Annotated in this window: 20 protein-coding genes, 3 rRNA genes and 1 pseudogene; 12 read left to right on the top strand and 12 right to left on the bottom strand. The window is 69.0% G+C overall.

The features are described from left to right. Positions 1–164: 164 nt before the first annotated feature. Positions 165–356 carry a hypothetical protein gene (locus tag QP939_RS27650; protein ID WP_285449137.1) on the bottom strand — a complete coding sequence of 64 codons (192 nt, stop codon included), beginning with the start codon at positions 354–356 and terminating at the stop codon, positions 165–167. A 479-nt stretch (positions 357–835) separates the two neighbouring features. Between QP939_RS27650 and QP939_RS27645 the strand changes: the two genes are divergently transcribed. Both QP939_RS27645 and QP939_RS27640 read left to right on the top strand, forming a co-directional pair. Beyond that, entirely contained in the window at positions 836–1,588 is a 753-nt protein-coding gene (locus tag QP939_RS27645; protein ID WP_285449136.1) for a helix-turn-helix domain-containing protein, read from the top strand. Positions 1,589–1,780: 192 nt separating this feature from the next. Then, complete coding sequence (locus QP939_RS27640; RefSeq protein WP_285449135.1) at positions 1,781–2,386, top strand: response regulator transcription factor; 606 nt, start codon at positions 1,781–1,783, stop codon at positions 2,384–2,386. Here QP939_RS27640 and QP939_RS27635 read toward each other — a convergent pair. From QP939_RS27635 to QP939_RS27625, 3 genes are all read right to left on the bottom strand, one after another. Beyond that, entirely contained in the window at positions 2,355–3,620 is a 1,266-nt protein-coding gene (locus QP939_RS27635) for a sensor histidine kinase (protein WP_285449134.1), read from the bottom strand. The two genes, QP939_RS27640 and QP939_RS27635, sit on opposite strands and share 32 nt — an antisense overlap. Positions 3,621–3,766: 146 nt before the next feature. Further along, positions 3,767–5,203: a SagB/ThcOx family dehydrogenase gene (locus QP939_RS27630; protein ID WP_285449133.1), complete on the bottom strand. Its 1,437-nt coding sequence runs from the start codon at positions 5,201–5,203 to the stop codon at positions 3,767–3,769. Between the two features lie 50 nt (positions 5,204–5,253). Beyond that, on the bottom strand, positions 5,254–7,572 hold the full coding sequence (locus QP939_RS27625) for a TOMM precursor leader peptide-binding protein (RefSeq protein WP_285449132.1): 2,319 nt from the start codon (positions 7,570–7,572) through the stop codon (positions 5,254–5,256). Between the two features lie 250 nt (positions 7,573–7,822). Between QP939_RS27625 and QP939_RS27620 the strand changes: the two genes are divergently transcribed. From QP939_RS27620 to QP939_RS27610, 3 genes are all read left to right on the top strand, one after another. Further along, positions 7,823–8,512: a winged helix-turn-helix transcriptional regulator gene (locus QP939_RS27620; protein WP_285449131.1), complete on the top strand. Its 690-nt coding sequence runs from the start codon at positions 7,823–7,825 to the stop codon at positions 8,510–8,512. A 162-nt stretch (positions 8,513–8,674) separates the two neighbouring features. After that, positions 8,675–9,247, top strand: a complete 573-nt coding sequence (locus QP939_RS27615) for a hypothetical protein (RefSeq protein WP_285449130.1) — start codon at positions 8,675–8,677, stop codon at positions 9,245–9,247. Further along, the gene (locus tag QP939_RS27610) at positions 9,244–10,578 is read left to right on the top strand and encodes a copper resistance CopC/CopD family protein (protein ID WP_285449129.1); all 1,335 of its coding nucleotides are present in this window, start codon (positions 9,244–9,246) and stop codon (positions 10,576–10,578) included. Before QP939_RS27615 ends, QP939_RS27610 begins: the two co-directional genes overlap by 4 nt. 51 nt (positions 10,579–10,629) lie before the next feature. On the opposite strand, the gene QP939_RS27605 is transcribed toward QP939_RS27610, so the two are convergent. Continuing rightward, the gene (locus tag QP939_RS27605; RefSeq protein ID WP_285449128.1) at positions 10,630–11,289 is read right to left on the bottom strand and encodes a maleylpyruvate isomerase family mycothiol-dependent enzyme; all 660 of its coding nucleotides are present in this window, start codon (positions 11,287–11,289) and stop codon (positions 10,630–10,632) included. 104 nt (positions 11,290–11,393) lie between these two features. Here QP939_RS27605 and QP939_RS27600 point away from each other — a divergent pair, with 104 nt between their 5' ends. The 4 genes from QP939_RS27600 (at position 11,394) to QP939_RS27585 (ending at position 15,314) form a co-directional block, all read left to right on the top strand. Then, the gene (locus tag QP939_RS27600) at positions 11,394–12,113 is read left to right on the top strand and encodes an MgtC/SapB family protein (protein ID WP_285449127.1); all 720 of its coding nucleotides are present in this window, start codon (positions 11,394–11,396) and stop codon (positions 12,111–12,113) included. Positions 12,114–12,233: 120 nt separating this feature from the next. Next, a complete protein-coding gene (locus QP939_RS27595; RefSeq protein WP_285449126.1) occupies positions 12,234–13,289 on the top strand; it encodes a coiled-coil domain-containing protein in 1,056 nt (351 codons plus the stop codon). Between the two features lie 67 nt (positions 13,290–13,356). After that, positions 13,357–14,622 carry an ABC transporter substrate-binding protein gene (locus QP939_RS27590; protein ID WP_285449125.1) on the top strand — a complete coding sequence of 422 codons (1,266 nt, stop codon included), beginning with the start codon at positions 13,357–13,359 and terminating at the stop codon, positions 14,620–14,622. Beyond that, entirely contained in the window at positions 14,619–15,314 is a 696-nt protein-coding gene (locus QP939_RS27585) for a CPBP family intramembrane glutamic endopeptidase (RefSeq protein WP_285449124.1), read from the top strand. Before QP939_RS27590 ends, QP939_RS27585 begins: the two co-directional genes overlap by 4 nt. A gap of 40 nt (positions 15,315–15,354) precedes the next feature. Here the strand turns inward: QP939_RS27585 and QP939_RS27580 are convergent, their stop codons facing one another. From QP939_RS27580 to QP939_RS27570, 3 genes and pseudogenes are all read right to left on the bottom strand, one after another. After that, the gene (locus tag QP939_RS27580) at positions 15,355–15,636 is read right to left on the bottom strand and encodes a metal-sensitive transcriptional regulator (protein ID WP_072477203.1); all 282 of its coding nucleotides are present in this window, start codon (positions 15,634–15,636) and stop codon (positions 15,355–15,357) included. A gap of 55 nt (positions 15,637–15,691) precedes the next feature. Next, positions 15,692–15,898, bottom strand: a pseudogene (locus tag QP939_RS27575) (hypothetical protein); the annotation flags it as partial. Between the two features lie 162 nt (positions 15,899–16,060). Further along, the gene (locus tag QP939_RS27570) at positions 16,061–16,267 is read right to left on the bottom strand and encodes a heavy-metal-associated domain-containing protein (RefSeq protein ID WP_091316511.1); all 207 of its coding nucleotides are present in this window, start codon (positions 16,265–16,267) and stop codon (positions 16,061–16,063) included. 78 nt (positions 16,268–16,345) lie between these two features. Between QP939_RS27570 and cobF the strand changes: the two genes are divergently transcribed. After that, complete coding sequence (gene cobF / locus QP939_RS27565) at positions 16,346–17,110, top strand: precorrin-6A synthase (deacetylating) (RefSeq protein ID WP_285449121.1); 765 nt, start codon at positions 16,346–16,348, stop codon at positions 17,108–17,110. A 74-nt stretch (positions 17,111–17,184) separates the two neighbouring features. On the opposite strand, the gene rrf is transcribed toward cobF, so the two are convergent. The 3 genes from rrf to QP939_RS27550 all read right to left on the bottom strand — a co-directional run bounded on the left by rrf (position 17,185) and on the right by QP939_RS27550 (position 22,315). Continuing rightward, a 5S ribosomal RNA gene (rrf, locus tag QP939_RS27560) occupies positions 17,185–17,301 on the bottom strand. A 65-nt stretch (positions 17,302–17,366) separates the two neighbouring features. Further along, positions 17,367–20,487: ribosomal RNA gene (locus QP939_RS27555) — 23S ribosomal RNA — on the bottom strand. Positions 20,488–20,797: 310 nt separating this feature from the next. Next, positions 20,798–22,315: ribosomal RNA gene (locus QP939_RS27550) — 16S ribosomal RNA — on the bottom strand. Together the 16S, 23S and 5S rRNA genes form the textbook arrangement of a ribosomal RNA operon. 450 nt (positions 22,316–22,765) lie before the next feature. Here QP939_RS27550 and QP939_RS27545 point away from each other — a divergent pair. Together QP939_RS27545 and QP939_RS27540 are read left to right on the top strand one after the other, a co-directional pair. Then, on the top strand, positions 22,766–23,554 hold the full coding sequence (locus QP939_RS27545) for an alpha/beta fold hydrolase (RefSeq protein WP_285449120.1): 789 nt from the start codon (positions 22,766–22,768) through the stop codon (positions 23,552–23,554). After that, complete coding sequence (locus QP939_RS27540; protein WP_285449119.1) at positions 23,551–24,309, top strand: SDR family oxidoreductase; 759 nt, start codon at positions 23,551–23,553, stop codon at positions 24,307–24,309. Before QP939_RS27545 ends, QP939_RS27540 begins: the two co-directional genes overlap by 4 nt. On the opposite strand, the gene QP939_RS27535 is transcribed toward QP939_RS27540, so the two are convergent. Further along, positions 24,294–25,841, bottom strand: coding sequence for an IS1634 family transposase (locus tag QP939_RS27535; RefSeq protein WP_285459859.1), 1,548 nt, complete (start codon positions 25,839–25,841; stop codon positions 24,294–24,296). The two genes, QP939_RS27540 and QP939_RS27535, sit on opposite strands and share 16 nt — an antisense overlap. Positions 25,842–25,872: the final 31 nt, after the last annotated feature.

Below are 25,872 nucleotides of genomic sequence, written 5' to 3'. Positions count from 1 at the left end.
ACCGCACGTAAGGCAAAGCGGTGTTTGCAATCCCGGTGGGAAAATTTCGGATCAGTGTCTCCAGTGGACCGCGGGACACGCGAAAGCCGGCCACCACGGTGCGGAGCGCACCTTGATGACCGGCTCGCGAGGGCCGGACCAGCGAGAATACTGGTCCATACCAGTCAGGCCGCCAGTTCGACCTCGAGCGGCACGTCCATGCGGGTCCAGACGATCGAGTCGCGGACGGCGGCGGATCCGCCGTGCCGGTCGAACCTGTCGATCACGAGCTCGGACTTGACCGAACCGACCTTTTCGACATCGACACCCAGGTCGGCGAAAAGGACGCGGACATCGGCAGAGAACTGTGCAGACATTTGATGCTCCCCAGTGGTGAAGATTGGTGACTCACGTGCCATAAATAGTCCGCCGACGGCCAGTCGGGAGCCAGTGCCCGCATCATCGAGGCACCGTGCTTTATGACTGCTCCGAGTAGTCTCACCCGGGGCGCCGGACGGAGCATCAAGGCCCGGATACTCCACCGATCAGGTGCACATTCGTCACGGTACGAGGTCACACCGGTGCGGTGAGCGATAGGATCTTCACGGGTTCACACCGATGCATGCCCGCTCCCGGCCCGCTTCACACGCCTTCCGGGCCGGCCTGCGAAACACCCGTGACCGCATATGCAAAACGCATGTCCGGGCCCGGTGAAATCCATTCGGAACGGTGCACAGAGCACTTAAGAAGTAGACGGGTTCCGACCTACAGTTCTGCCATACCAATTTTCCGGCACCGAACGCGTCCGCAGGGGGACGCGGATCGGTGGGTACCGGCGACGGGAGGGACGGCCACCATGGACGAAATCGTGCGGCAGGCCGTGGCACGCGCCATCATGACCATGCGGGACAACCTGGGTGAGCGCCTCACCATCGACGACCTGGCCCAGGCCGCCATGTTCAGCAAGTTCCACTTCACCCGGGTCTTCCTCCGGGCGACCGGGCTGTCCCCCGGACGGTTCCTGTCGGCCCTGCGGCTGGCCGAGGCGAAGCGGCTGCTCGCGACGACCACGATCTCGGTGGCCGACATCAGCCACCAGGTCGGCTACAACAGCGTCGGCACGTTCAGCGCGCGCTTCAGCGGCAGTGTCGGTTTCTCGCCCACCGGGTACCGGCAGCTGCGCGGCACCACGCCGCCGATCGCCGAACGCACCGGTCAGCCGGGCTCCGAGGCGGCCGTGCGCGGGCACGTCTGGCGGCCGCCGGGCGCGGAGACCGGCCCGGTGTTCGTCGGGCTGTTCCCGGCGAAGATCGCCGAGGGCGCGCCCGCGCGCCACGTGATCCTGCCGGGCGCCGGCCCGTACACGCTGACCGACGTGCCGCTGGGGTCGTGGTACGTCATCACGCACGCGTTCGGCGTCTGCCCGAACGACGACCGCGGGCTGCGGCCGATGACCGGGCTGTCCGGCCCGGTGACCGTGCACCGGGGGGTGGCCGCCAGCCTGGCCGACGTCCGGCTGCGGCCGCGGCACGGCTTCGACCCGCCGGTCCTGCTGGCGCTGCCCGACCTGCGCCACGCCGCCCCCGCGCGGCACCCGGTCGCGGTCTGACCGTCCCCGCGCGGGCCGGGGAATGGGGATTCCCCGGCCCGCGCGGGTTGGTCGCGGTGGCACCGCGACCCGGCAATTCGGCTGCCGATTCACGCCGCCGGCCGCGAGGGAGCGACCGGCGAATCCTCCGGCGGGATCGCCCAATGGCGTACAATTCCGCACGGGGAATGACTGGGGGAAGCGAGGAACGACGTGATCAAGGTTCTGCTTGCCGAAGACATGGACATGGTCCGCGGTGCCCTCGTCGCTCTGCTGAGCCTCGAATCCGACATCGAGGTCGTCGCCGAAGTGGACTCCGGCGACGAGATCCTGCCCGCCGCCAAATCCACCCGGCCCGACGTCGCCGTCATCGACATCGACCTGCCGGGCAAGGACGGGCTGACCGCGGCCACCGAGATCCACGAGCACCTGCCCGAATGCCACACGCTGATCCTGACCAGCCTCGGCCGGCCGGGCACGGTCCGCCGCGCGCTGGACGCCAAGGTCAACGGCTTCCTGCTCAAGGACGCGCCGTCGGACAAGCTGGCCAACGCGGTGCGCTCGGTCGCGATCGGACGGCGCGTGATCGACAGCGAGCTCGCGCTGTCCGCGTGGGAGGCCGACGACTGCCCGCTCACGCCGCGGGAGCTGGAGATCCTCGCCCTCGCCGCGCGCGGGCGCAACGTCGCCGACATCGCCGCGGACCTCTTCCTGTCCCCCGGCACGGTCCGCAACTACCTCGCCGCGTCGGTCACCAAGCTCAACGCCCGCAACCGGGTGCACGCCATCAGGATCGCCACCGACGCCGAATGGCTCTGAGCGGACCGAATCCGCTCCGCACACCGGCGCCGAACGGCTCGAGCGGGACGCTCGCGCGCAGCAGGTGCGTCCCGCCGGGCCGGACCCCGGCGGTGAGCTCCCCGCCGAGCAGGCTGACGCGGTGCGCGAGGTTCCGCAGCCCCCAGCCGTGCTCCTCGTCGCTGTCTTCGGACGCGTCCGGCAGGACACCGTCGTTCGCCACCCGCAGCCACGCTTCGCCGCAGCCGGTACCCACGGCGAACTCGCACCACGACGCCTTGCTGTGCCGCACCACGTTGGTGACGCTCTCCCGCAGCACGGTGGCGAACGTCGTGGCCACCGCCGCGGGCAGCTGATCGGGCAGCACCGGGTCGAACCGCACGGTCACCCCGGCCGAGGCGAGCACGGCGGCCGCCGCCGCGCACTCGTCCGCCAAGGACAGTTCCCGCTGCCCGGCCGCCACCGAGCGCACGTCCGCGAGTGCCTTGCGGGACATGGTCACCAGCTCGGTGAGCTCCTGCTGCGCCTGCGCCGGCTGGGTGTCGACCAGCCGCCGGATCAGCTCGACCTTGAGGGTGATCGCCGAGAGGCTCAGCCCGAGCAGGTCGTGGGTGTCGCGGCAGAACCGCATCCGCTCCTCGGCGACCACCCGAGCGGTCAGCTCGCGCCTGCCGTCCTCGCGTTCGGCGGCCAGCCGGACGAACCAGGCCAGCCCGAACACGGCCACCGCGGCGACGGCGGTGAGCGCCGCGCCGTGCAGACCGTCCGCAATGGACGTCCCGGGCGCGGCCACCTCGGCCGACAGCACCCCGACGCCGCTCGAGACGAACACGAGCACCGGGAGCGACACCAGCGGCTTGGCCACCAGCAGCACACTGCCGACGAAGAAACTGCTGAGCACGCTCCAGGCGACGCCCAGCTGCAGCACCGGCACCAGGCCCAGCACGGCCTGCAGCACCAGCGCGGGCCCGCGGAACCGGATGCGCCCGTAGCCGAACCCGACCAGGTGCACGGCGATGAGGACCACCGCGTAGCCGGCCGCGGCGAGCGAAACGGGCCAGGACCGGACGTCCCGCAACGGTCCCAGCAGACCGAGCACGCCGATGCCGAAGCAGACCCCGGCGTGGACGGTGTAGACGAGCCGGGCCGGAAAGGCCTTTCCCGGCAGCCGGTCCGCGGCGTCCGAACGCGACCTCGGCCGCGTTGCTCCTTTTGCCCACCGCGAATACGTCGTTCGGACTCTTGTGTCAGGCATTCTCGCAGTAGCTACCACCGCGGCGCCTCCCCAGAAACGCAGCTATTTCCCCAGGACTGCAATCTAACAGCCGTTCCCGAGGATCCGGGCTCGCCACCACGGGGGATTTTCACGCGGTTCGCGTTGCGGCGGCCGGGTGCCGCCGGTTACTCCGGAAAGTCCAGCACGCACTCGCCGACGCTCACCTCGGCCGGCCACTCCAGCTTGAGCGCCCGGTCGACGCGGTCGCCGGAGTCGACCGGCACCGCGTGCGCCGCCAGCCCCATCGCCCGCGCCGCCAGCGAAAACACCTGCTGCAACGCACCGAGGTGCAGCAACGTCGTGGCGTACGCCGCACCGCCGAGCACCCACGCGATGCGGGCCATCCGCGCCGTCATGGTCAGCAGCGCCGAGGGGCGGCGGTGGCTGCCCGCCGCGATCATCGCCATGTCCAGCAGGCTGTCCAGCACCGCCGCGTCGTCGTTGATCAGCGTCAGCGTGTGCCACAGCGGGTCGTAGTGGTAGATCCCGCGCGCGAGGTCCGTGCAGCGGTTGATGCCGACGTAGATCTCCAGCTCGTACAGGCAGGCCACGCTGAAGTACGGCCGCTGGGACGCCTCGTGCGACGGCCCGCCGGGCAGGTGGGCCGGGCCGACCGACCGGACCCGCGCGGCGCGGAACAGGAACTCGCCGATCTGGCGCGCCGACAACGGCCGTTCGCTGAACTCCGGGCAGGAGTGGTCGGTCTCCAGCAACGCCGCCAGCGACACGTCACCGGCCGGCACCGGCCGTTCCGGGCGGGGCAACGGGAACGTCGGCCCGGCGGTGACCTGCTTGACCACCGGCGGCTCGGCACCGGCCCGGCCGGCGTCGGGATCCGGCGGCGAGCCCTTCTGCCAGGTCCGGCTGCGCGCGTGGAACATCAGGTCGTCGTGCGACCAGATCGCCGTGTCGGGGTCGCCGTGCTCGCTGAACCGGCCCTCCGCGTCGCCCAGCAGCACGACCCCGGCGGCGACGAGGAACTCGACGACGTCGGCGACGACCGCCGGCGCCACGCCGGTGTTCTCGGCCAGCTGCTCGACCGTCGCCGGGGTGGCCAGCGCGGAGGCGATCACCACCGCGGGCGGCCGGAACAGCGCGACTTTGTACCGCGCGCCCGGCGATTCGGCCAGCAGCGCGCCGTCGTCGGCCCGCAGCGCGGTGAACCGGGACAGCCGGACCTGCCGCCCGGCGGGCAGCGGCCCGTCGGGGAAGACCGGGAACTGCGTCACCGGGATCGCCGAGAGCACCGGCCCGCGGCCGTCGTTGAGCGCGAGGGAGCGCACCACCGAACCCGACAGCCGGGTGAGGATCTTGCGCAGGGAAAGCCGCCAGTCGTCGCCGGCGGCCTGGCCGGAAACCGCGAGGTTCGCCATCGACACCGGCCCGAGCGCGAGCCTGCCGAGCGATTCGCGGACGCTGTCCGCGGTGCCGGGGAAGTCGTACTCGCCCCACCAGGTGATCGCGACGAGCGACCCGTCGTCACCCGCTTCGATCAGCGTGTCTTCGGTCAACGACCACAGCCGGACCGTTTCGGCGTGCCCTTCCGGGCTCTCGGCAGTCAACGCAAACTCCTATACCCACGACGAAAACGCCGTTCGATGCACGCAGTGTGCTACAGGAACATGGGGAACGGATTGAGCCGCTCGTAGGGCGTCGGCTCGGCGAGCCTGCCCAGGCGCACCGGGACGTCGAACAACCGGCCGGGAGCGTACCGGGCCCAGAACGGCCGGAGCCCGGGAGCCAGCACCTTGACCACCGGCAGGCCGACGTCGGGCCGGGTCTGGTCGAGCACGAGCAGCTCGCTGCCCGCGGCCGCCAGCGTCCTGGCCAGCGCCTCGACGTCGTCGCGCACGTCCGGGCGGTGCACGAAGCCGAAGTCGGCCATCGTCCGCGTCGGCTCGCCCGCGGCGGGCCGCAGGTAGGGCTGGTTGGCGACGGTCGCGTACTCCAGCCAGCGCGCCGCGTCCGGGTCGTCCACGTCGTGTCCCCGCTCGAGCAGCTCCGGCATCATCTGGTTGAGCTCGGTCACCGCGCGCCGCAGGGCGATCCGCGGGTCGAGGTGGGCGCCGAAGCCGAACATGATGTGCTCGTGCGGGCCGTCCGTGCGCCGCGACACCGCGACGAACACCGGGACGCCGAGGTCGGACGTCACGTCGAGGGCCCACAGCTCCCGGCCGAGGCCGGCGTAGTTGCCGACCATCTCGTCGAGCCAGCCGTCGCCGAAGGAGCCGAGGTCGACCCCGGGGACCGGCGTGCGGTTGTACCACCAGAGGGCGACGGCGTCCCGCTCGACGAGTTCCAGGGTGCCCTGGAGGACGGCGTCCTCGAGGCTGCTCCCGGCCGCCGTGCCGTTGGAGTCCGCGTGCAGCCCGCGGACGCCGCATTCGGCGGGCACCCCGTAGTACAGGTACGCCGTCGGCAGCAGCCGCCGCCGTCCGGACAGTGACCAGACGGGGGTCCAGTCGATCGGGGTCGTGGTGTCGAACCGCGGGCCGACGTGCTGGAAGAGGCCGTGCGAGGCGTTCCACTCGGCCCGCTCGCGGTACTGCCGCTCGGCGAAGAGCATGCAGTCGTTGGGGTGCACGGCCTCCGCGCCGAGCTCTTCGAACGACGCCCGGATGCGCAGCTCGTCGCCCTGGTAGTTGCCGGAGAAGCGTTCCACGGCCTCGCAGAGCGCGCCGACCTCGGCGTCGATCGGGCTGACGCCCTTGCCGCCGTTCTCGCTGCGCAGCCCGGCCTGCATCCCGGCCACCCCGGTCATCCCGCGGGCCACGTTGAACCCGGACCGGTAGGCGTTGACGAACGCCGGCGCGCCCGGGTCGGGCCGGACGTCCCGGATGATCCCGGTGACCGGGCTGACCAGGTGCCGGTAGCGCTCGAGCGTCTGCGCCGGGGTCGCGGTGCGGTGCCCGCCGCCGGTCGAGGTGGTCTTGCGGGCGGCCTCGAGCCGGATCGGCCGCGCGGCCCGCGCGGCCACCAGCGTGGCGTCCCCGCACTCGGGGCACTGCGGACGGCGGCGCAGCTCGTGCAGCTTGCCCTGCAGGTCCAGCGTGTCGAGCACCCAGACGCTCTCCTGGCCGCCGTGCCGGTAGCCGGCCAGCCACTTGCTGGCCTCGAGCGCGATCAGGTGCGCCGCGGCGGCGGTCAGCGAGGGCAGCGCGGCGGCGGGGCGGTGCGCGGGGCCTTCGTGGCCGAGCAGCTCCTGGGCGCAGGCCTCCGCGTGCCGGTGCCCCCAGAGCCGGTTGGTCAGGCAGTGCCAGCACGCCGACTCGCCCGGCCGCAGGACCGGCCCGATCCACACCTGCGCGGCGAACGGGCGGGCCAGCAGCCACGGCCGGCCGGTCCGCCGGTGCTCGGCGTCGAGCTCGCCGAGGCGCGGGTCGAGGTAGTCGGTGCACAGCACGATGCTCAGGTCCGCGTCGTCGGCCGCCGAGCCGGACGGCGCGACCGCGAGGCCGGCGTCGGCCAGCGCGCGCTCGACCGGCCGGGTGTCGACGTCGCCGCCGACGGCCCGCAGCCGGACCGCGCGGCGGCTGTCCCGCGACGCGGCCGAGGGCGCGTCGACCCCGCACGCGTCCCAGTAGGCGAGCTCCCGCTCGTCGGCGGCGGGGCCGGGGGCCGGGCGCACCGAGACCAAGCCCGCGTCGACCAGCTGGGCGACGATCGCGGCGACCTCCTCGGGGGTCATCCCGTCCGGCCGGGCCCGCAGCACCTCGCCGAGCTCGCGGGTGCCGTCCAGCAGCGGCGCGAGCGACTCGATGTGCGCCCCGCGCATCGCGATGACCCCTTGTTCGGAGAAGAGGTAGGCGCCCTTGCCCGCCCGGACTTCGGCACGCAGGTGCCGCTTGAACGCGAGCACGGGGGTGCCGGCGGGCGGCGGCGGGGCGGAGCGCGTCCGGTGGGGGGCGGGTTGCACGGCCGATCCGCTCATCTGGCACTCCTCATCCCGTGCGCGCGATCCGAGAACCCGAATTCTTCTCCGGCGCGCCGACCTGCGACCAGTGCGCCGCGCACCGAACCGGACGTGCAAAACGCATGTCGATTCGCGCGTAACGCACGGGCGAGGGGTGCACGGCGCACTGGTCGGCGCCGCCCGTGGGGCGTCAACCTGGATCGCGAGCCACGGCCCCCGGCCGTCCGACCGAGACCACGAGCACTGAGACCACAAGTGAGGACCGAGTATGACGACCACTCGCACCTATGGACAGTTCTGCGGCCTCGCACGTGCTCTCGAGATCGTCGGGGAGCGCTGGTCCATGCTGGTCATCCGCGACCTCGTGCTCGGCCCGAAGCGGTTCACCGAGCTGCAGCTGGGCCTGCCGCGGATCCCCGCCAGCATCCTCTCCGCCCGGCTCAACGAGCTGGAGCAGGCCGGGGTGATCCGCCGCCGCGTGCTGCCGCAGCTGGACGCGAGCCTGGTCTACGAGCTCACCGAGTACGGCAGCGAGCTCGACCACATCCTGCTCGACCTCGGGCTCTGGGGCGCGCGGTCGCTCGGGCACCCGAAGGACGACGACGTGTTCACCAACGACGCCGCCATCCTCTCGCTCTACACGACGTTCCAGCAGGAGGCCGCGGCCGGCGTGCACGTCACCTACGTGCTGCGCCACCACGACTCGCTGATCATCCACGCGATGATCGACGACGGCACCCTGAAGGTCGGCTCCGGCGAGCACCCGGCCGCCGACCTGGTCATCGAGCCCCAGGGCCCGGAGCTGATCGACCTGGTCAACGGCCAGCTCACCGCGTCCGAAGCGCTGGCTTCGGGCCGGGTGCGGATCGAGGGCGACTTCGCCCACCTCGAGCTGTTCACCAAGCTGTTCCGCATCCCGCCGAAGCCGGAGCTGCCGGAAGGCATCGCCTTCCACTGACGGTCACGGCGACGAGGCCGGCCGGGCGCGCAGGGGGCGCACCGGCCGGCCTTCGTCGTCCGGTCGCCCGAAGATGGGCAATCCGGAGTAACGGAAACCGCCGATCCGGACCTTAAGGTCTTCTGCAGCCGATCTTTCGGCCTTGTCGAGAAGGGGCAGCACATGTCGACCTCCGAGTTCGTTCGGCCGGCCGGCTTCCTGGGGACGTTGAACGGGAAGTACCACAACCGGGCCCTCGCCGCGTTCATGGTCATCGTGGTGGCGCACTGGGCCGAGCACATCGTGCAGGCGGTGCAGATCTACGGCTTCGGCTGGCCGACGTCCCGCGCGCGCGGCGTGCTCGGGATGCCGTTCCCGTGGCTGATCAGCCAGGAATGGCTCCACTACGGCTACGCGCTCGTGATGCTGGTGTTCCTGTGGGTCCTGCGGCACGGCTTCGCGGGCCGGTCGCGGCAGTGGTGGAACCTCGCGCTGGGCATCCAGTTCTGGCACCACATCGAGCACCTGCTGCTGTTCATCCAGGCGCAGAGCGGGTGGCGGCTGGCCGGGGCGAAGGTGCCCACCAGCATCATCCAGCTGCTCGTGCCGCGGGTGGAGCTGCACCTGTTCTACAACACGATCGTCACCATCCCGATGATCGTCGCGGTCGTCCTGCACCGGCGCGCCTCCGCCGCCGAACGCGAGCTGACCGGCTGCTCCTGCGGCGCGCCGAAGCAGCCCGCGCTCGCCGCGTGAAGCGCGCGCTGGCCCTGCTGGCCTTCCTCCTCGGCTGGCTGGTGCTCGGCGCCACCCCGGCTTCGGCGCACGTCGAGGTCCTCTCGTCGACCCCCGGGGACGGCGCCCGCCTGAGCGCGGCGCCGTCCCTGGTGTCGGTCACGCTGTCGGAGAACATCGGCATCCAGCCGGGCTCGATCAAGGTCGTCGACCTCGAAGGCCACCAGGTGGACTCCGGGCCGGTGTTCCAGCCCGGCGATGTCGCCGAGCAGGTCGGAGTCCGGCTGAAGCCGGGTCTCCCGGACGGCAGCTACCTGGTCGAATACGCCTTCGTCTCGGCGGACTCGCACCCGGTGCGCGGCACGTTCGCGTTCGTGGTCGGCACCGGCCCGCTGGTGACGTCGGCGGGCGCGGTGTCGGCGGCGACCGGCACGGACGCGGCCGTCGACGCGGTGTCGACGGCGGTGCGCTGGCTGGCCTACGTCGGCGTGGTGCTGCTCGGCGGGCTGGCGTTCCTGGTGCTGTGCCGTCCGGCGGGCCGGACGGACCGCCGCGCCCGCCGCCTGCTGCGCTGGGGCGCGGGCCTGGTCGCGGCGACGACGGTCGCGACGTTCGTGCTGCAGGGCCCGTACGCGGCCGGGCGGAACCTCGAAGCGGTGTTCGACACGGGCCTGCTGGCCGACACGCTGCGCGTCGCGTACGGGAAGTTGCTGCTGCTCAGGCTGGCCGCGGTCGCCGCGTTCGCGCTGCTGTTGCCGCGGCTCTTGCGGAGGGACCTGCCGGACCGGCTGCGGTCCCGCTACGAGAACCTCGCCATGGTGACGGGCTTCCTCGTGCTGCTGACGTTCTCGGCCACGGGTCACCCGGTCACGGACCCGATCATGTTCGTCTCGGTGACGGCGGACCTGGTGCACTTCGGCGCGATCGCGGTCTGGACGGGTGGGCTGGCCCAGCTGGCCCTGTGCCTGCACCGCCCGGCCGACGGCGAGGACCTGCCCGCGGTGGCGACCCGGTTTTCCCGCCTCGCGGCCGGCTGCGTGACGGCGATCGCGCTCAGCGGCGCGGTACTGGCGTTGCGCATCATGCCGTCCCTGGAGACGCTCTGGACCACGAAGTTCGGCCCGCTGGTGCTGCTGAAGATCGCCGGGCTGGCGGTGCTGCTGGCGGTGGCGAGCCGGTCGCGCCGCGCGGTGCGCCGAGGTCTCGCCGGGTCGTCGTCCGCTTCGGGGGACACGGCGGTGGTGACGGCCGACGTCCGCAAGCTGCGGCTCGCGGTCGGGGCGGAGGTGCTGCTCAGTGCGGTGGTGCTGGCGCTGGCGGCGCTGCTGACGGTCACCCCGCCCGGCGGCTGAGCACGTCTTGAATGACTCATTCAGGTCCTCGGAGGTCCTGAATGAGTCATTTCAGACGCCCGGGTGCGGCGGCGGGCTGAACGGCCCCCAGCTGAACGCGGGCAGCCAGGGCTCCGGCGCCGCGCTCCAGTCCAAGGCCGTGAGCTGGGCGAGCGAGCGCCGCCCGGCCAGTGCGCGGTAGAGGTCGTGCGCCGGAGCCGTCACGGTCGCGACCGGGTCGCCGTCGCCCGCCACCCACTCCTCGCCGTCCGTCGTGCGCAGCCGCAGCGCCGGGAGCCCGCGGCGGCCGATCGACCCGGACAGGCCGCGGACCAGCACGTCGAAGCTCGCCGCCAGGGCCGCGTGCTCGGCCGGCGGCGGCACGCCGAGCGCCGCGCACAGGTCCAGCTCGTGCGTGTAGGCGTCCATCACCATGATCTCGCCGCTGCGCCCGCCCGCGCCGGCGAGCAGCGGGTCGAGCAGCTCGCCGACGGCGTCCCAGCGGTCGAGCAGGTCGGCGGCGGGCGCGGGCGGGGTGCCGCCGTGGCGGACGAGCACGCGCTCGGCGATCTCGACCAGGTGACCGAGCAGGTCGGCGACCGTCCACTCCGGACACGCCGGGACCGGCCGCGCGTGCGCGCCGGGGCGCGGGGCCAGCACCGCGCGAATGCCGCGCCGCACCGCGGGGTAGCCCACGAAGTCCGGCGCCGGGACCGTCCGGCTCGTTGTCACGGGTCCCCCCTCACCTGGCACCATCGGGTGGTCCGGCCCAGTATGCCCAGGTGGCGGCCACCGCGGTTCTCCCCGCGTGCCGTCACGGAGAGGAGGTCTCGGCCTTGCCAACGCTCTGGTCGACGTCGGCGCAGTGGGACTTGCTGCCGCCGGTGCTGCTCGCGCTCGTGCTGAGCGTCGCCATCGGTCTCGAACGGGAAGCCGGCATGAAGGCCGCCGGGCTGCGCACGCACAGCCTGGTCGGCGTCGGGGCGGCGGTGTTCATGCTGGTGTCGAAGTACGGCTTCGCGGACCTGCTGAGCACCGACCACATCGCGCTGGACCCGTCGCGGATCGCCGCGCAGATCGTGTCCGGCATCGGCTTCATCGGCGGCGGCCTGATCTTCGTCCGCCGCGACGCGGTGCGCGGCCTGACGACGGCGGCGACGATCTGGCTCACCGCCGCGGTCGGCACCGCGTGCGGCGCGGGACTGCCAGTGCTCGCGGCCGGCACGACGGTGGGGCACTTCGTGGTGACGCGCGGCTTCCCGCCGTTGCAGCGGTTCGTCGCGCGGCACCGCCGCGAGCCACCGGTGGTGCGGCTGAGCTACGTCGACGGCCACGGCGTGCTGCGCGCGGCCCTGGCGGCGTGCACCGGACGCGGCTGGGCGGTGCACCACTTCGACGTCGACCACGAGTCCGTTTCCGAGGAAGGGCAACGGATCGCGGTCGTGACGCTGCGCCTCGACGGCCGCGGCGATCTTTACGAATTCGCCGCCGAGCTCGCCGAACTGCCGGGCGTCCGGAGCACGTCCACCGGCCCGGGGGAACCGCTCGACGAATGATCGCCCGCCCGGGCAGCGCGCGGGGGCGGGTTTGCGGCACACTGGAGCGGGCACGGAAATTCCCGGTACCGCAAGGAAAACGTGCGGCCGAGGAGAAACCATCCAATTCGGAGGTGAGGCATGGCCCCCGGCGGTGGCGAAGACGTGGTGCGCACGCAGCCCGGATTCGACCTGGCGTGGCGCGGTTTCCACCGCGCGCAGGTGACCGAGTACGTCGCTTGGGCCGAAGCCGAAATCCGCAGACTCACCGCCGAACGCGACGCGGCGCGCCACCGCGTGGCGTCGTTCGCCGAGGACAACCGCGAGCTCCGGGCGAAGATCGACCGGATCAGCCGCACGCCGATCGCGCCCGACGCGCTGCAGGAGCGTTCGCGCCGGATGATCGAGCTGACCCGCGAGGAAGCGGCCGAAATCACCGCGCGGGCAACGGAAGCGGCCGAGCGCACCCGCCGCGAGGCGGAGGCGGAGGCGGTGCGGCTCACGGAGAAGGAAAGGGCGCTGGTCGCCGAGGCGGAGGCCGAGCGGGAGCGGCAGCGGGCCGAGCACGAGCAGTTCGTGCGCGCGGCCGAGCAGCGCCGCCGCGAGCTCGACGAAGAGGCGGCGCACCGCCGAGCCCAGCTGGAGGAGGACCACACGCGCGCGATGACGGTGCGGCGCAAGGAAGCGATGCGCGAGCTGGCCGAGCAGGAGGTGGCGGCGAGGGCGAAGGCGGACCAGCTGGTGGCCGACGGCGAACGCAAGCTCGCGGCCGCCGAAGCCGAGGCCCAAGCGCTGGTGGCTGACGCGAAACGGCGCCGCGAAGACCTGGTCGCCACCGGCGAACGCAAGCTCGCGGCCGCCGAAGCCAAGGCCCAAGCGCTGGTGGCTGACGCGAAACGGCGCGAGGAAGAGCTGGTCACGGCGGCCGAAGTCAAGGCCGAGCAAGTCGTCGCCGACGCCACCCGGCACGGGGAATCGCTGGTCAGCGCCGCCGAGCGCGAAGTCGCCGCCCTCACCGAGGTCCGCGACAATCTGCACGCGAGCCTGACCGGCTGCCGCACCCTGCTGGCCCAAGCCGCGGGCGCCCTCGACGACCGGCCCGCGCCCTTCGATCCCGAAGCCACGCTGCCGATGTCGAAACGCGTGCCCGTCCAGCGGCGGTCACCGGCGGACAAGCTGCCGGACGCCGTCGGCTGACCCTTGTCCCCCGGCCGGGGACCCACCATGATCAGCAGATCGCCCGGCCGAGGTGAGGGGGTCACCCATGCGAACGTCGATCGCGCTGGTCACAGCCTTGGCCGCGAGCGCGCTCACCGCCTGCGGCGGAAGCTCCGGCGTGACGATCAACCTGTACGTCTCGCCGGAGAACAACCTCCAGCACGTCGTCGACACCTGCACGGCGGCCGCGAACGGCCGCTACCGGATCGTCTACCACAAGCTGCCGCGCGCCGCGGACGGCCAGCGCGAGCAGATGGTCCGGCGGCTGGCCGCGGAAGACCCGTCGCTGGACGTCCTCGGCCTCGACGTCACCTGGGTGCCGGAGTTCGCCGAAGCGGGCTGGGTGGTGCCGTGGACCGGCGCCGCCGAGGCCGAGGCGACGCGGGACGTGCTGCCCGGCCCGCTGTCGACCGCGCGCTGGAACGGGAAGCTGTACGCGGCGACGAAGCACACGAACGTCCAGCTGCTCTGGTACGACGACCGGCTCACGCCGTCGCCGCCCAAGACGTTCGACGACATGATCGCCCAGGCCAAGGCCCTCAAGGCGGCGGGCAAGCCGGGGAACGTCCTGTTCACCGGCGCCCAGTACGAGGGCCTGGTGGTCTTCTACAACACGCTGGTCGCGTCGGCGGGTGGGCATATCCTGTCGGACGACGGCAAGTCCGTGCTGATGGACGAGGGCGCGGTCCGCGCGCTGGAGCTGCTGAAGACGCTCACGACGGCCGGGGTCACGGACCCGTCGCTGGGCAACGCGAAGGAGGACGAGGTCCGGCAGGCGTTCCAGCGCGGGCAGGGCGCGCTGGAGCTGAACTGGCCGTACGTCTACGCCTCGTACGCGAAGGAGAAGCCGCAGGACCTGGCGCACGTGCATTGGGCGCGGTACCCGTCGGTGGTGCCCGGACGGCCGAGCCGCGTCACGATCGGCGGCTTCAACCTGGCGGTGAGCACGTACTCGCCGCACAAGGCGGAGGCGTTCGAGGCGGCGTTGTGCCTGCGCGACCCGGCGAGCCAGAAGTACCAGGCGATCGAGGACGGCCTGGCCCCGACGACCCGCGCGGTCTACGACGACCCGGCGCCGCTCGACCCGGCCGACCCCGGCTCGACGATGGCGGCGAAGTTCCCGATGAAGCCGGACATCCTCGCCGCGCTGACCGACGCGGCGATCCGCCCGCTGACCCCGGCGTACCAGAACCTGTCGACGGTGATCTCGAAGGTGCTGTCCCCACCGTCGGCGATCGACCCGGAGGCCACGGCGGCGGAGCTGCGCGAGCGGTTGACCGACGCGCTGAACTCACGGGACATCATCCCGTGAGCTGGTCGGCCCGCCGGGTGTCCGCGCTGGTCGCGGCGGTCGTCACGCTGGCGGCGTCGACGACGCTGGCCAACCGCGTGCTGCCGGGGTGGGCGTACCCGGTGTGCGGCGTGGTGGCGGCGCTGGTGCTGGTGGCGTTGGGCCGGGTGGCGGGGTGCTCGTGGGCTGACCTGGGGTTGAGCTCGGTGCGGCGCCCGGCGCTCGTCGGCCTGGCCGGTGCGGCGCTGGTGGCGGTGGTGTTCGGGATCGCGCTGGCGGTGCCGGGCCTGCGCACGGTGTACCAGGACGGCCGCGTCGGCGACCCGGACTTCGCGCAGCTGCTGTGGCTGACGTGCGGCCGGATCCTGTTCGGGACGGTGCTGATCGAGGAGATCGCGTTCCGCGGCGTGCTGCCGGGGCTGCTCGGCGCGACGGACGAGCGCTGGAGCTGGCCGCCGATCCTGTGGTCGGCGGCGTTGTTCGGGCTGTGGCACGCGCTGCCGGCACTGGCGATCGGCCGCAACGCGGCGGTGCACGCGGTGTTCGGCGCGACACCGGTGGTGGTGCTGCAGGTGCTGGCGATGGCCGCGGCGGGGGTCGCCGGGATCTTCCTGCACTGGTGGAGACACCTCGGCCGCGGCGTGCTGGCATCGGTGCTGGTGCACTTCACGACCAACGCGGGTGGCTTGACCCTGGCGGTGGCCATGCGGTGAACGACGCGCGCTGCCGGTGCCGGCCGCACGTGGCCCGGAACTACGAGCGCACCAGCCGCGCGATCGCGTCCGAGGCCTCGCGCACCTTCAAGTCAGCTTCCTCGCCACCCGCCGCCGCGGCTTGGACCACGCACGTTGCCAGGTGCTCGTCGAGCAGCTCCAGCGAGAACGACTGCAGCGCCTTCGTCGCCGCCGAGACCTGGGTCAGGATGTCGATGCAGTACTTGTCCTGCTCGACCATCCGCTGCAGCCCGCGGATCTGTCCCTCGATCCGGCGCAGGCGCTTGAGGTACGCCTCCCGCTCGCTGCCGTAACCCGTCATGGCCCCACCCGTCCCGTCGTCGGCTTCCCTTCCGCCAACTATACCCTCCGGGGGTTCACGGGAAGCGGCGCAGCCGGAGGCTGCTGGTCACCACGAACGCCGACGAGCACGCCATCGCCGCCCCCGCGATCATCGGGTCGAGCAGGCTCAGCGCCGCGACGTTGTACGCGAACGCCCAGAACAGGTTCCCCTTGATCGTGGCGAGCGTGCGCCGCGCCAGGCGGATCGCGTCGGGCGCCGCCCGGAGGTCGCCGCGGACCAGCCGCGACCGCCGCCGTGAACGCCCGGTCGACGGGGCCGCCCGTGGCGAGCCAGACGACCAGCGTCGCCAATGCCGGGCTCAGGGAGCCGAGAGCCGGCTCGGGTAGGTGACCTGCACCTTTTCGGTCGCGTAGTTGACCGTCGCGGTGCGCGGTGGTCATGCCTACGCGACCAGGCGGTATCCGGCTTCGGTGACGGCCGCGGCGACGGCGTCGGTGGTCAGCGGCGTGTCGCTGGTCACGGTGACGCGCCCGCTCTCGACGTCGACGTCCACCTGCCGGACGCCGTCGAGCTCGGACACCTCCTCGCGGACCGACGTCGCGCAGTGTCCGCAGGTCATGCCCTCGACGGTGTAGGTCGCTTCGGTCATTTCCCCGTCCTTTCGTCCTCCATCCTTTATACCCATCGGGGGTAGGGGTTCCGAGACGGGGCCCGTCAGACTCGCGGGATGCGCAAGCTCTACGCGATCGGGATCGGTGCCGGCGACCCGGAGCACCTGACGGTGCAGGCGATCGACCGCCTCAACCGCGTCGACGTCTTCTTCGTGCTCGACAAGGGCGAGGAGAAGGCCGACCTGGTCCGGCTGCGCCAGGAGATCCTCGACCGGTTCGTGACCCGAGCCGGGTACCGGGTGGTGCTGGCGCAGGACCCGCCGCGCGACCGCACGCCGGCGGACTACCGGGCGGCGGTCGCCGACTGGCACGCCGCGCGGGCCGCGGTGTACGAGGAGCTGATCCGCACGGAGCTGGGGCCGTCGGACACCGGGGCGTTCCTGGTGTGGGGTGACCCCTCGCTCTACGACAGCACGATCGCGCTGATCGAGGCGGTGCTCGCCCGCGGGAACGTCGAGTTCGACTACGAGGTGATCCCCGGCATCAGCAGCATCTCGGCGCTGGTGGCCCGCCACCGGACGACGATGAACCAGATCGGCCGGGCGGTCCAGCTGACGACCGGCCGCCGCCTGGCCGAAGGCTGGCCCGAGGGGGCCGACGACGTGTTCGTGCTGCTCGACGCGCACACGACGTTCGCCAAGTACGCCGACGAGGGCCTGACGATCTATTGGGGCGCGTATGTCGGCACGCCGGACGAGGTGCTGGTGTCTGGCCCGCTGACCTCGGCGCTCGCCGACCGGATCCGCGCGACGCGGGCGGAGGCTCGGGAGCGGCACGGCTGGATCATGGACACGTACCTGCTGCGGCGCCCGGCGGGCTGACCCGTTTTCCGGGCATGAAGAAAGGCCCCGGGAGAACCATTTCTGGTCCTCAACCGGGGCCTTCCCCAAGGTAAGTTCGGCGGTGTCCTACTCTCCCACAACCCTTCGGTTGCAGTACCATCGGCGCTGTCAGGCTTAGCTTCCGGGTTCGGAATGGGACCGGGCGTTTCCCTGACGCTATAACCACCGAAACACTACGAAACAACACACCCCGGCGTGGTGTTTCAGAGCTGTAGAGTGGATGCGTAACATCTTCGTGGGCAAGTCCTCGGCCTATTAGTACCAGTCAACTCGACAACACATTACTGTGCTTCCATTTCTGGCCTATCAACCCAATGGTCTGTTGGGGGCCTTAACCCACATGGGGTGGGATACCTCATCTTGGAACAGGCTTCCCGCTTAGATGCCTTCAGCGGTTATCCCTTCCGAACGTGGCCAACCAGCCATGCTCCTGGCGGAACAACTGGCACACCAGAGGTTCGTCCGTCCCGGTCCTCTCGTACTAGGGACAGCCTTCCTCAAGTATCCTACGCGCGCGGCGGATAGGGACCGAACTGTCTCACGACGTTCTAAACCCAGCTCGCGTGCCGCTTTAATGGGCGAACAGCCCAACCCTTGGGACCTACTCCGGCCCCAGGATGCGACGAGCCGACATCGAGGTGCCAAACCATGCCGTCGATATGGACTCTTGGGCAAGATCAGCCTGTTATCCCCGGGGTACCTTTTATCCGTTGAGCGACACCCCTTCCACCAGGAGGTGCCGGATCACTAGTCCCGACTTTCGTCCCTGCTCGACATGTCTGTCTCACAGTCAAGCTCCCTTGTGCACTTGCACTCAACACCTGATTGCCAACCAGGCTGAGGGAACCTTTGGGCGCCTCCGTTACTCTTTAGGAGGCAACCGCCCCAGTTAAACTACCCATCAGGCACTGTCCCTGAACCAGATCATGGCCCGAGGTTCAGATTCCCAATTCGACCAGAGTGGTATTTCAACAACGACTCCACCACAACTAGCGTTGCAGCTTCACAGTCTCCCACCTATCCTACACAAGCCGAACCGAAAACCAATACCAAACTATAGTAAAGGTCCCGGGGTCTTTCCGTCCTGCCGCGCGTAACGAGCATCTTTACTCGTAGTGCAATTTCGCCGGGCCTGTGGTTGAGACAGCCGGAAAGTCGTTACGCCATTCGTGCAGGTCGGAACTTACCCGACAAGGAATTTCGCTACCTTAGGATGGTTATAGTTACCACCGCCGTTTACTGGCGCTTAAATTCTCAGCTTCGCCCCGAAAGGCTAACCGGTCCTCTTAACGTTCCAGCACCGGGCAGGCGTCAGTCCATATACATCGTCTTGCGACTTCGCATGGACCTGTGTTTTTAGTAAACAGTCGCTTTCCGCTGGTCTCTGCGGCCACCCACCCCTAGCCTGCAAGAAGCTTCAGGATGTTTGGCCCCCCTTCTCCCGAAGTTACGGGGGCATTTTGCCGAGTTCCTTAACCACAGTTCACCCGATCGCCTTGGTATTCTCTACCTGACCACCTGTGTTGGTTTGGGGTACGGGCCGTGCATGCACTCACTAGAGGCTTTTCTCGGCAGCATAGGATCACTCTACTTCGCCTCAAACGGCTACGCATCACGTCTCAGCCTATTGCCATGCGGATTTGCCTACATGACGGCCTACACGCTTACACCAGGACAACCATCGCCTGGCGGAGCTACCTTCCTGCGTCACCCCATCGCTTGACTACTACGAAATCAGGTCCCACGCTCCACACACCATCCTCCGTCCGAAGACATTGGACGATGGCTTTGGGTGGTTAGTATCAAACGCCTCGTCATGGGCGCACATGCTCGGGTACGGGAATATCAACCCGTTGTCCATCGACTACGCCTGTCGGCCTCGCCTTAGGTCCCGACTTACCCTGGGCGGATTAGCCTGGCCCAGGAACCCTTGGTCATCCGGCGGCAGAGTTTCTCACTCTGCATTCGCTACTCATGCCTGCATTCTCACTCCCACACCCTCCACGACTCGGTTACCCGGCCGCTTCCCTGGATGCAGGACGCTCCCCTACCCATCCGTACCACTAGACAAGGACTTCAAGAGTCCAAGCCGATGTATTGCACGAATGACACAGCTTCGGCGGTGTGCTTAAGCCCCGCTACATTGTCGGCGCAGGACCACTTGACCAGTGAGCTATTACGCACTCTTTCAAGGGTGGCTGCTTCTAAGCCAACCTCCTGGTTGTCTGGGCAATCCCACATCCTTTCCCACTGAGCACACACTTAGGGGCCTTAGCTGGTGTTCTGGGCTGTTTCCCTCTCGACGACGAAGCTTATCCCCCGCCGTCTCACTGCCACGCTCTCACACTACGGTATTCGGAGTTTGGTTGATTTCGGTAACCCGGTAAGGCCCCTAGACCATCCAGTAGCTCTACCCCCGCAGAGAAACACGTGACGCTGCACCTAAATGCATTTCGGGGAGAACCAGCTATCACGGAGTTTGATTGGCCTTTCACCCCTACCCACAGCTCATCCCCTCAGTTTTCAACCTAAGTGGGTTCGGGCCTCCACGACGTCTTACCGTCGCTTCACCCTGGCCATGGGTAGATCACTCCGCTTCGGGTCTAGACCACGCGACTATAGTTCGCCCTATTCAGACTCGCTTTCGCTACGGCTACCCCACACGGGTTAACCTCGCCACGCAGCACTAACTCGCAGGCTCATTCTTCAAAAGGCACGCCATCACCGGTAAAGGCTCTGACGGCTTGTAGGCACACGGTTTCAGGTACTCTTTCACTCCCCTCCCGGGGTACTTTTCATCTTTCCCTCACGGTACTCGTCCGCTATCGGTCTTCAGGAAGTATTTAGGCTTACCGGGTGGTCCCGGCAGATTCACAGCAAATTCCACGAGCTCGCTGCTACTCGGGAACACCAAACAAACAATCAACAATGTGTTTTCGCGTACGGGGCTCTCACCCACTCCGGCCGCCCATCCCAAGGCGTTCCACTAACACACGCGATCGTTCCGAGGACTGTCAGATCCTCGACGCTGGGTCCCACAACACCGCCTGCACAACGCCTGACAGCTTGACATGCAAACGGTTTAGCCTCTTCCGCTTTCGCTCGCCACTACTCACGGAATCACGGTTGTTTTCTCTTCCTACGGGTACTGAGATGTTTCACTTCCCCGCGTTCCCTCCACACACCCTATATATTCAGGTGCGGGTAACACCACATCACTGGTGCTGGGTTTCCCCATTCGGAAATCCTCGGATCACAGCTCGGTTGACAGCTCCCCGAGGCTTATCGCAGCCTCCTACGTCCTTCATCGGCTCCTGAAGCCAAGACATCCACCATGTGCCCTTAACAACTTGACCACAAAGATGCTCGCATCCACTCTACAGTTCTCAAACACCACACCAGAAACAAACGTCCCTCGGGGGTTTAGCCCCAGGCGTGTTGCCTCAGGACCCAACAGTGTGCTGAGTGAACATGCCCGCGCCCGACTCGGCAGGCCAACTTTCCACGATCGCAAGCGATCAGTACTAGCCGGCGACCTCGTCACCACACAAACACCTAGACCAGTAGTTCCACAATTCCTTGAGCAACCATCACAGCGATACATTCGATCACTGAGCGATGGCCACTCCAGTGAGCTGGGCTCACTGGATGTGTTGTGCTCCTTAGAAAGGAGGTGATCCAGCCGCACCTTCCGGTACGGCTACCTTGTTACGACTTCGTCCCAATCGCCAGTCCCACCTTCGACCACTCCCTCCCTTACGGGTTGGGCCATGGGCTTCGGGTGTTACCGACTTTCATGACGTGACGGGCGGTGTGTACAAGGCCCGGGAACGTATTCACCGCAGCGTTGCTGATCTGCGATTACTAGCGACTCCGACTTCACGCAGTCGAGTTGCAGACTGCGATCCGAACTGAGACCGGCTTTAAGGGATTCGCTCCACCTCGCGGTATCGCAGCCCTCTGTACCAGCCATTGTAGCATGTGTGAAGCCCTGGACATAAGGGGCATGATGACTTGACGTCATCCCCACCTTCCTCCGAGTTGACCCCGGCAGTCTCCCACGAGTCCCCGCCATAACGCGCTGGCAACGTAGGATAAGGGTTGCGCTCGTTGCGGGACTTAACCCAACATCTCACGACACGAGCTGACGACAGCCATGCACCACCTGTACACCAACCACAAGGGAAGCCCCATCTCTGGGGATGTCTGGCGCATGTCAAGCCCAGGTAAGGTTCTTCGCGTTGCATCGAATTAATCCACATGCTCCGCCGCTTGTGCGGGCCCCCGTCAATTCCTTTGAGTTTTAGCCTTGCGGCCGTACTCCCCAGGCGGGGCGCTTAATGCGTTAGCTACGGCACGGACAACGTGGATGTCGCCCACACCTAGCGCCCAACGTTTACAGCGTGGACTACCAGGGTATCTAATCCTGTTCGCTCCCCACGCTTTCGCTCCTCAGCGTCAGTATCGGCCCAGAGACCCGCCTTCGCCACCGGTGTTCCTCCTGATATCTGCGCATTTCACCGCTACACCAGGAATTCCAGTCTCCCCTACCGAACTCAAGTCTGCCCGTATCGACCGCACGCTCCACGTTAAGCGTGGAGATTTCACGGCCGACGCGACAAACCGCCTACGGCTCTTTACGCCCAATAAATCCGGACAACGCTCGCACCCTACGTATTACCGCGGCTGCTGGCACGTAGTTAGCCGGTGCTTCTTATCCAGGTACCGTCACTTGCGCTTCGTCCCTGGCGAAAGAGGTTTACAACCCGAAGGCCGTCATCCCTCACGCGGCGTCGCTGCATCAGGCTTTCGCCCATTGTGCAATATTCCCCACTGCTGCCTCCCGTAGGAGTCTGGGCCGTGTCTCAGTCCCAGTGTGGCCGGTCACCCTCTCAGGCCGGCTACCCGTCGTCGCCTTGGTAGGCCACTACCCCACCAACAAGCTGATAGGCCGCGGGTTCATCCTGCACCGCCAGAACTTTCAACCCCTCTAGATGCCTAGAAAGGTGATATCCGGTATTAGACCTCGTTTCCAAGGCTTATCCCAGAGTGCAGGGCAGATTACCCACGTGTTACTCACCCGTTCGCCACTCATCCACACCCGAAGGTGCTTCAGCGTTCGACTTGCATGTGTTAAGCACGCCGCCAGCGTTCGTCCTGAGCCAGGATCAAACTCTCCAACAATGAACAGTTCAATCGAGGCAATTTCTTGCTTCTCAAAGGAAACCCCGACGAGGGGGTTTCAAATATAAGCTCTACTGGCTTAGTTCACTAGCACACTGTTGAGTTCTCAAGCAACACACCACGAACCAACCGCAACTCAAGCGGCCCGCTCGAAGCGAGTCATTCCTAGCAGTTTTTGGTGGGACACCCACTCAATCGCGATCCGCGAGAGCTTGGTTCGTGTCCCGGCGGCCGCCCGGTCTCCCTGGCGACGAAGAGAAGATTACACGCTCGGAAACACCCCGAAACAGGGGGGTCCCTTAACAAGATCAGCGCAGGTCAGACCCCGTGACGAAGCCCGTCCGCGGCCCAGTCTGCCCCGAACCGCCCGCGAGCGCCAGAGCAAGAACATTGCTCCGAGTACATTGCACCGTATTGCTCCGCGCCAAAGCTCCGCTTAGCGTCGGGAGCATGAACCTCGCCTACGACGACCTCGGCCCGCGCGGCGGCAGCGCCGTCCTCCTCGTGCACGGCCACCCCTTCGACCGCTCGATGTGGCGGCCCCAGGCCGAGCGCCTGGCCGCGGACGGCTTCCGCGTCGTCACGCCCGATCTGCGCGGCTACGGCGAGTCGAAGAGCGAAGACACGAAGACCGGCCTCGACGTCTTCGCGAACGACCTCATACAGCTGGCCGACCACCTGGAGCTGGCGAGCTTCGTGCTCGGCGGCCTCTCCATGGGCGGCCAGATCGTCATGCAGCTCGCGAAGGACCACCTGAAAAGGGTGAAAGCCCTCCTCCTGGCCGACACCTTCCCCGGCCTCGACACCCCGGCGGCCAAACAGGCACGCATCGACACGGCCGCGAGGATCACCGAGGAAGGCATGGCGCGCTACGCCGACGAGCTGCTCCCCAAGATGATCTCGAAGCGGACCCGCGCCACCAGACCCGACGTCGAGGCCCACGTCCGGCGCATGATGCGCGACGCGCCGGAAGAAGGAGCCGCGGCCGCGCTGCGGGGACGGGCCGAGCGCCCCGACTACACGCCGACCCTCAAGCACATCGACGTCCCCACCCTGGTGGTCGTCGGCAGTGAGGACGAGTTCACGCCGGTCGCCGACGCGCAGCTCATCCACCGGGAGGTGGCGGGTTCGACCCTGGTGGTGATCGAGGGCGCGGGCCACCTGCCTAACCTGGAGTGCGAGACCGAGTTCGACGAGGCACTCAGCACCTTCCTGAAGAACAGCGGAGCTACCCCATGACCCAGCAGACCGTGTTCGTGACCGGCGCCAGCGCCGGCTTCGGCGACGCCATCGCGCGCCGGTTCGTCGCCGAGGGCGCCCGCGTGATCGCCGTCGCCCGCAGCGAGGACAAGCTCGAGAAGCTGGCCGGTGAGCTGGGCGAGGCCGTCCTGCCGATCAAGCTCGACGTCAGCGACCCCGAAGCCGTCAAGCAGGCCGTGAACGACCTCCCGGACGGCTGGAAAAGCGTCGACGTCCTGGTCAACAACGCCGGCCTGGCCAAGGGCCTCGAGCCCGCGCACAAGGCCGAGCTCGACGACTGGGACCAGATGATCGCGACCAACGTCCGCGGCCTCGCGCACGTCACGCGCGCGCTGCTGCCCGGCATGGTCGAGCGCGGCCGCGGCCACGTCATCAACATCGGCTCGATCGCCGGCACCTATCCCTACCCCGGCGGCAACGTCTACGGCGCGACCAAGGCGTTCGTCCACCAGTTCAGCCTCAACCTGCGCAGCGACCTGCACGGCACCGGCGTCCGGGTGACGAACGTCGAGCCCGGCATGGTCGGCGGCACGGACTTCTCGAAGGTCCGCTTCGACGGCGACCAGGACAAGGCCGACAAGGTCTACCAGGGCACGACCCCGCTGACCGCGGACGACGTCGCCGAGTCCGTGTACTGGGCGGCGAGCCAGCCGAAGCACGTGAACATCAACGTCATCGAGCTGATGCCGGTGGTGCAGAGCTTCTCGGCGCTGCAGATCTACCGGGAGAGCTGAAAGAGGTCGGCCAGCGCCTGCTGCTCCGGGTCCAGCTCGGTCAGCAGGCGCTTCGCCCGCGGCCGCCCGCCCGTGGACGGGTACCGCAGCACCAGCTCGCCGATGCCCGCGAGCCGGTCGAGCAGCTCCCGCACGGACAGGTTCATCCCGGCCCGGTCGGCGTCGCGGCGCATCAGGTGGGTCACCGTCGCCGCCAGCACCGAGACCAGGCCGTGCGCGGCGATCCGCCGCCGCGTCCACTCCCAGCGCGGGGTCGGCCCGGTGACGGCGGGCCCGGTGAGCCAGCGGAACGTCGATTCGAGGTGGGTGCGCGCCCGGTAGGCGGTGACGACGTCGCCGACCGGCCAGTCCCGGTCGGTGACCAGCACCTGCTTGCCGAAGAACTCCTCGTCCAGCCGGGCCAAGGCGGCGGAGTCGATCCGCCGTTCCAGCCGGATTTCGCCGGGCCGGTTCCCGCTCAACACAGCTGTGAGCACGCGCTCGATGCGCCGCCCCCGGGTGACGCGGCCGATCTCGGCGTGCACCTGGGCACGGTCACCGCGGTGCGTGCCCGCGGCCAGCGCCCCGGCCAGGCCGTCCAGTTCCCGCGTGGCGGTGGCCAGCTCGTCGGCGAACGCGCGGGACTGCGCCGCGTGCAGCGTCGCCGAGTGGGTCAGGATCACCCGGCGCCGGACGCCGTCGACCACCGCGTGCGTGTCCAGGGCCGTGAGGCCGGCGAACCGCTCGGGGTCGACGCGCTTGCGCGCGGACGCGGGCTGGGTCAGCAGCTCCGGGTGGTCGGTCAGCGGCAGCGAGCCGACGAACCCGCTGCGGGAGCCCAGGTCCAGCTGGGCGGCCTGGCCGGCGTGGAAGACGAGCGTCGCCGCGCCCAGCTCCGCGGTCACCGCGGCGAACGTCGGGGCGGTGCCGTCGTCGCGGCGGTACAGCCGCGAGGCCAGCGGGATCGCGCCGTCCCGCGTCACGCGCAGGCCGACGCCGGCGAGCACGCCCTGGCAGGCCGACGGGAGCGTGCAGTCCGCGGGCGCGAACGCGGCGAACTGCGGGACGTCGACGGCGAGCGCCGCGTGGTCGTCGAGCACGTCGAGGACCGCGGCGGCGACGGACTCTTCGATGCGCGTGATGCGGTCCGGGGTCAGCCGTTCCAGGGCCCGCCACAGGCCGTCCACAGTGGACAAGCGGGGCCGCACCAGGTCGGCGGCCGCACTCGCGGCCCACCACTCGCCGATCGGCGTCTCCGGCGCGGTCGCCCGGTGCAGCACCGCGACCGCGAGGGTCAGCCCCAGCGACGGCTTCGACCGCACGACGTCGTCGACGCGCCCGACGAAGCCGAGCCGCGAGAGCGTCGCCCACACCGCGGCGACGTCGCCGTAGGAGCGGTACGAAGCCGACGCGGGCTCGCCGCCCGGGACGGCGCGGGCGATCTCGTCGGCGGTGCCGAGATAACGCTGGGTCACCACCCGCGGCTTGCCGTCGACCCGGGCGGATTCCGCCAGGTAGTAGTACGTCCGTCCGCCGATCTTCTTGCCGACCACCGATGCCACCCTTTAGGTAATACACGCCGGA

The organism is Amycolatopsis nalaikhensis (genome assembly GCF_030264295.1).
Classification (GTDB): Bacteria; Actinomycetota; Actinomycetes; order Mycobacteriales; family Pseudonocardiaceae; genus Amycolatopsis; species Amycolatopsis nalaikhensis.
The sequence above is the reverse complement of the archived record's forward strand: the minus strand, read 5'-3'. Positions and strand labels throughout refer to the sequence as shown.